4 protein-coding genes are annotated in these 6,619 nt (G+C 71.1%); 3 read left to right on the forward strand and 1 reads right to left on the reverse strand.

The genetic code is table 11. The features are described from left to right. Positions 1 to 224, forward strand: a 224-nt coding sequence (locus tag AB0D44_RS34015; protein WP_362598673.1) for a substrate-binding domain-containing protein, incomplete at its 5' end; no start/stop codon positions are given. A gap of 90 nt (positions 225 to 314) precedes the next feature. On the opposite strand, the gene AB0D44_RS34020 is transcribed toward AB0D44_RS34015, so the two are convergent. Then, positions 315 to 2,063 carry a glycoside hydrolase family 6 protein gene (locus tag AB0D44_RS34020; protein ID WP_362598676.1) on the reverse strand — a complete coding sequence of 583 codons (1,749 nt, stop codon included), beginning with the start codon at positions 2,061 to 2,063 and terminating at the stop codon, positions 315 to 317. Positions 2,064 to 2,535: 472 nt separating this feature from the next. Between AB0D44_RS34020 and AB0D44_RS34025 the strand changes: the two genes are divergently transcribed. Both AB0D44_RS34025 and AB0D44_RS34030 read left to right on the forward strand, forming a co-directional pair. Next, a complete protein-coding gene (locus AB0D44_RS34025; protein ID WP_362598679.1) occupies positions 2,536 to 5,460 on the forward strand; it encodes a glycoside hydrolase family 48 protein in 2,925 nt (974 codons plus the stop codon). 249 nt (positions 5,461 to 5,709) lie between these two features. After that, the gene (locus tag AB0D44_RS34030) at positions 5,710 to 6,531 is read left to right on the forward strand and encodes an inositol monophosphatase family protein (RefSeq protein ID WP_362598681.1); all 822 of its coding nucleotides are present in this window, start codon (positions 5,710 to 5,712) and stop codon (positions 6,529 to 6,531) included. The last annotated feature ends 88 nt before the right edge of the window (positions 6,532 to 6,619 follow it).

Genomic DNA, 6,619 nt, shown 5'->3' on the forward strand with positions numbered 1-6,619 from the left:
ACGTCGCCCTCGTCGGGGTCGACGACTCGGCGGTGGCCCGTCTGATGGACCCCCCGCTGACGAGCGTGCGCCAGCCGATCGAGGAGATGGGCCGCGCGATGACCCGGCTGCTGCTCCGGAAGATCGCGGAGGAGTCCGAGGCCGGCGCATCTCCGCGCCGGGGCAAGGGCGAAGAGCCGAGCCGGGTCCTTGCGACGCAGCTGGCCGTGCGGGACTCCTCGTGAGCGGATGAGGCCCGGGGCCGGGCCGACGAGCCCGGAGCCGTACGGAACGCAAGGGTTCCGTACGGCTGCGGACTTCTCACCTGCCGGGCGTCACAGCGCCGGGTGGGCGTTCTTCATGAGCTCCTGGAACTGGGCCGAGAACCACTGGCCCGCCAGCGGCGCGTTCGGGAGGGAGCCCGACATGCTGTTGCCGTTGCGGGCATTGCCCGTGTAGGTCGGGTCGCACATCCGGTCGAAGCCCTTGCCCTCGTCGTTCGGGATCTCCTTGCTGGCGCCGTCGGACTCGCCCGGCGGCTTGATCCACACGTAGGCGTCGATGCCCGCCGCCGGGGCGGCCTTGGGCCTCTCGCCGAGGCCGGCGCCTGCCTGGTTGCACCAGTTGCCGAGGTGGATGCGCCGGTCGTAGCGGCCGCCGTTGACGTACGTGTCCACGTTCGTCAGTGCGCCGGGTCCGGTCGGCCGGGCGGCGCCGCCCCAGCCGTTGCGGGAGGTGTCGATCAGCATGCCGATGTTCGCGTCGAAGCCGAGGGAGACCAGCTTGGCGCGCATGGCCTGGGCGTAGGACAGCTCGTCGGTGTAGCGGTTCCAGTCGACCCACTTCGACTGGCGCACGGAGGTGCCGTTGACGGAGTCGTCGATCTTGAAGTGGTCCTCCTTCAGGGCACTGTAGTTGGCGGTGTTGACGATGAATCCGTGCACATGGGAAAGCGTGGAGCCCTCGGCGGTCGCGGCCTGCTTGAACATCTCGGCGGAGGCGCCGAAGTTGTCGTCCCAGCCGAGCCAGCCGTGGTGGCCGGCGTCCACGTAGTTGTAGACGTTGGCGATCGAGCCGAGCTTGTTCAGCGCGTAGCCGACGCCCTTGACGTAGTTGCCGTTGGCCTTCATCACGTCGCAGTTGGGGGTGGCCGTCGGGCGCCCGGAGACGTTGGTGACCAGGTTCGGCAGGGAGTCGATCTCGACCGTGGTGACGATCCGCAGACCCGCGTACGTGGGGTCGGCGAGGATCGCGGCAATGGGGTCGATGTACTGCGTCTTGTACTTGTCGATCTCGGTGGGGCCCAGCTCGCCGTTGGAGGCGAGCGCGGAGCAGTCCCGTCCGGGCAGGTTGTAGATCACCAGCTGGACGACGAGTTCGCCGCTGCCCTTCTGCGCCAGGGCCGCGTTGAGGTGGTCGCGCAGGCCCATGGTGCCGCTGGTGCCGGTGACGAGGGCGATGCGGTCGAGCCAGACGGCGGTGGGCTGGTTGGACACCCTGCTGCCGCCCGGTTCGGCGGCGGCATGGGCAGACCACTCGGGGTTCACGTACATCTTGGCGCCGGCGTAGGGGTTGTCGACCTTGCCGCCGGTGGGCGGAGGCGTGGTCGGCGGCGTCGTGGGAGGCGTCGTCGGGGGCGTGGTGGGGGGCTGGGTCGGGTCGGTGGCGCCGTTGCAGGTGACGCCGTTGAGCTTGAACGTCGCGGGGACGGCGTTCGTGCCGGTGTGTGAACCGTTGAAGCCGAAGGACGTCGAACCGCCCGTGGCCAGGGACCCGTTGTAGGACATGCTCTTGGCGGTCACCGCGGCCCCGGACTGGGTGAGGGTGGCGTTCCACCCCTGGGTGACCTGCTGGCCGTTCGCATAGGACCACTCGAGGGTCCAGGCGGAGACCGGGTCGCCGGTGTTGGTGACGGTCACGTTGGCGCCGAACCCGGTGTTCCACTGGTTGGTGATCTGGTATTCGACCTTGCAGCCGGCCGTGGCTGCTCCGGCGGAGGTGCCGAACGCGGTGGCGGTGGCGCCGGCGGCCGTGACGAGACTAAGGGCCGCCAGTAAGGCGGTGCGGGGGATCGTGCGGCTCATGTCGTGGGTGCCTTTCAGTTCAGGGTGCGCACGCGCTCGCGCAGCCCGGTGCCGAATGAGGGGGGTGTGCGCTCGGGGCCGGCCTGGAGGGGATCCGGGTGTGCCAGGTCCAGCCGGGACACGACAGGGCGCGGCGCGGGTGTCGAACCGGGCCGTGACGCGGTGCTGCTCCGCCGAGCAGTGCTGCACAGGGGCGGGGACGTCACATGAGCGAGGCCTTGGAGCCAGGTTCGTGCACTGCGACGCGCCGAATGATGGAAGCGCTCCCACTGGTTGGGGCCAGACCGTAGCGGCAACTGACGCCCAGCAAAAGAGAGGTGGGGCAATTTCCCCGCGGAATCCTTTCGACTCTGCATGCGTCTTGACGCCGCCCCCCGGCGTCTGCACAGTGGGAGCGCTCCCACTGGTTCAGGCTTGTGCGCACCCGTTCTTCCGTCCCCGTCTCCCCCGAGCCGCGAGGAGAACCATCCGCATGTCGGCCCATCCCCCTCCCCGAGCACGCGTCCGACGCAGGCTGCTGACCGCCTCCGCCACGGCCCTCTCGCTCTCCCTCCCGCTGGGCCTCACGGCCGTCGGCGCCACCACCGCCGCGGCCGCCGCGGTGCAGTGCAGCGTCGACTACAAGACCAACGACTGGGGCTCGGGCTTCACCGCCGAGCTCACCCTCACCAACCGGTCGGCCGGCCCGCTCGACGGCTGGACCCTCACCTACGACTACGCCGGCAACCAGCAGCTCTCCAACGGCTGGAACGGCACCTGGACCCAGTCCGGCAAGAGCGTCCGCGTCACGGCCCCGGACTGGAACAGGACCGTCGCCGCAGGCGCGGCCGTCACCGCGGGCGCCCAGTTCACCTACAGCGGGACCAACGCCGCGCCCACCTCGTTCGCCGTCAACGGCACCCCGTGCACCGGATCCCACCAGCCCCCGGTCGCCGTCCTGACCAGCCCGACCGCGGGCGCCGTCTACACCGCGGGTACCCCCGTCCCGCTCGCCGCCACCGCCGCCGCGGCCGACGGCGCCACCGTGGCCAAGGTCGAGTTCTACAGCGACACCACGCTCCTGGGCACGGACACCACCGCGCCCTTCACCTTCGCCGCCACCGGCCTCCCAGCCGGTTCCCACTCCCTCTACGCCAAGGCCCACGACAGCCTCGGCGCCTCCGCCGAGTCCGCCCCCGTCGGCATCACCGTCGCGGCCGGTCCTGCCCTGGTCGCCACTCCCGCGCAGCTCTCGGTACGCCGCGGGGAGACGGGCACCTTCGACCTGAAGCTGTCCAAGCAGCCGGCCGCGAACGTCACGGTGGGCGTCGCCCGCACCTCGGGCAACACCGACCTGTCCGCGTCGCCCGCCGCTCTCACGTTCACCCCGGCGAACTGGAACACCGCCCAGAAGGTGACGGTCGCGGCGGGGACCACCGGCAGCGGCACCGCCGTCTTCACCGCTACCGCCCCCGGCCACACCGCGGCCGAGGTGACGGTCGCCCAACTGGCCGCCGGCTCCACGTACGACGCCCGGTTCCTCGACCTCTACGGGAAGATCACCCACCCGGCCAACGGCTACTTCTCGCCCGAGGGCATCCCGTACCACTCCGTCGAGACGCTGATCGTGGAGGCCCCGGACCACGGGCACGAGACGACCTCGGAGGCGTACAGCTATCTCATCTGGCTCCAGGCCATGTACGGGAAGATCACCGGGGACTGGAGCAAGTTCAACGGCGCGTGGGAGACCATGGAGAAATTCATGATCCCCACCCATGCCGACCAGCCCACCACCGGCTCGTACAACGCTTCCAAGCCCGCCACCTACGCCCCCGAGCACGACCTCCCCTCGCAGTACCCGGCCGGGCTCGACGGGACGGTCACCCCCGGCGCGGACCCCCTCGCCGGTGAGCTGAAGAGCGCGTACGGCACGTCCGACATCTACGGCATGCACTGGATCCAGGACGTCGACAACGTCTACGGCTTCGGCAACGAGCCCGGCAAGTGCTCCGCGGGACCGGCCGCCACCGGTCCCTCGTACATCAACACCTTCCAGCGCGGACCCCAGGAATCGGTCTGGGAGACCGTTCCGCACCCCACCTGCGACCGCTTCGCCTACGGCGGCAAGAACGGCTATCTCGACCTCTTCACCGGGGACGCCTCCTACGCCAGGCAGTGGAGGTTCACCAACGCCCCGGACGCCGACGCGCGTGCCGTCCAGGCCGCCTACTGGGCCGACGTCTGGGCCAGGGAGCAGGGCAAGGGGTCGCAGGTCACCGCGACCGTCTCCAAGGCGGCCAGGATGGGCGACTACCTGCGGTACTCCATGTTCGACAAGTACTTCAAGAAGGCCGGGAACTGCGTCGGCCCGACCGCCTGCCCCGCCGGCACCGGCAAGGACAGCGCGCACTACCTGATGTCCTGGTACTACGCCTGGGGCGGCGCCGCGGACACATCGGCCGGCTGGTCCTGGCGGATCGGCTCCAGCCACGCGCACAGCGGCTACCAGAACCCCCTCGCCGCCTACGCGCTCAGCGAGTACGCCCCGCTGAAGCCCAAGTCGGCGACGGGCGCGGCGGACTGGGCGACCAGCCTCGACCGGCAGCTCGAGTTCTACCGCTGGCTCCAGTCCGACGAAGGCGCCATCGCGGGCGGTGCCACCAACAGCTGGCAGGGGCGGTACGCGCAGCCCCCGGCCGGAACCCCCACCTTCCACGGGCTCTCCTACGACGAGAAACCGGTCTACCACGACCCGGCGTCCAACCAGTGGTTCGGCTTCCAGGCCTGGTCCATGGAGCGGGTCGCCGAGCTCTACGAGCAGACGGGCGACGCGGGCGCCAAGGCGGTGCTCGACAAGTGGGTCGGCTGGGCCCTGTCGAAGACCACGATCAACCCCGACGGCACCTACCGCATCCCCTCCACCCTCACGTGGTCGGGCGCCCCCGACACCTGGAACGCGTCGGCTCCCGGCGCCAACGCGGGCCTGCACGTCACCGTCGCCGACTACACCGACGACGTGGGCGTGGCCGCCGCCTACGCCAAGACCCTGACCTACTACGCCGCGAAGTCCGGGCACGCCGAGGCCAAACGGGTCGCCAAGGCCCTGCTCGACGGCATGTGGGCCCACCACCAGGACCCGCTGGGCGTCGCCGTGCAGGAGACCCGGACCGACTACCACCGCTTCGACGACCCGGTGTACGTGCCCGGTTCGTGGACCGGCACCATGCCGAACGGCGACACGGTGAACTCCTCGTCCACCTTCGCCTCGCTCCGCAGCTTCTACCAGGACGACCCGGCCTGGCCGAAGGTCGAGGCCTACCTCGCGGGCGGCGCCGCGCCCGTCTTCACCTACCACCGGTTCTGGGCCCAGGCGGACGTCGCCCTGGCCATGGGCTCGTACGCGGAGCTGCTCGAATAGCAGCCCGCCCCGCCCGATCGAACAGCTCCGCGTACGACGAGGCCGGGCAGCCCGCAAGGGCCTGCCCGGCCTCCACGCACGTCCGGGCGGGCCGCGGCCCTCCGGCGCGAGCGGACCCGACCGGACGAGGCCGTCCGGCCCCTGGCCGGCGGTCCCGCGGGTGCGGTTCACCCCCGGTACACGCGCGGTCCGGCCGCCCGTCGGGGATTGTCGGTGGGGTTTGCCGTTCGTCCGTGATGTGATGGGCGCATGATCGATGAGTTCCTTACCCATGGCCTGCCCGACGTGGAAGAGGCCGTCCGCAAGGCGGCGGCGATCGAGATCATGCCGAGATTCCGGCAGCTCGCCGAGCACGAGGTCGACGAGAAGAGCGGCCCGCACGACCTGGTGACGGTGGCCGACCGCAAGGCCGAGGAACACCTCACCGCCTCCCTCCAGCGGCTGCTGCCCGGCTCGGCCGTGGTGGGCGAGGAAGCCGTGCACGCCGACCCGAACGTGTACGGGGCGCTGCGCGCCGACGCCCCCGTGTGGATCGTGGACCCGGTCGACGGCACCCGGCAGTTCGTCTCCGGCGACCCGGCCTTCTGCACCCTGGTGGCGCTGGCCCACCGCGGGGAGATCCTCGCCTCCTGGACCTTCGCCCCGGCCCTGGAGGAGCTGGCGACCGCCGTGCGCGGGCAGGGCGCGTACGTCAACGGGGAGCGGATCCGCAGCGGCTCGCCCGAGCCGGGCGCCGAGCTGCGGGTCGCCATGGCGCACCCGCTGTACACCTCCGAGGAGGACAAGCGGGCCCTGGGCCGCCTGGACGTGCCCGGCGTCGCGGCCAGGCCCTGCGGATCGGCCGGCCTGGAGTACCTGAGGGTGGCCCGCGGCGAGATGGACGGCCTCGCCTTCACCTGGCCCTCGGCCTGGGACCACGCGGCGGGGCTGCTCCTGGTCACCGAGGCCGGCGGTACGCACAGCACCGTCGACGGGGTCCCCTTCCGGGTGGACCGGGACAACGCACTGCCGTTCGCCGTCGGACGTGACGAGGCCACGACGGTCCGCATCCGCGACCTGCTGCGGGGCTAGGGGGTGTCTGACGGAGGTCCGTGGTGAAGGAGCGGTGTCCGGTGCGTGCTCTCGGCGTGCCGGCCGGATGCCCCCGTACTGGACGTAC

Source organism: Streptomyces sp. NPDC048349, from assembly GCF_040651925.1.
Taxonomy (GTDB): Bacteria; Actinomycetota; Actinomycetes; order Streptomycetales; family Streptomycetaceae; genus Streptomyces.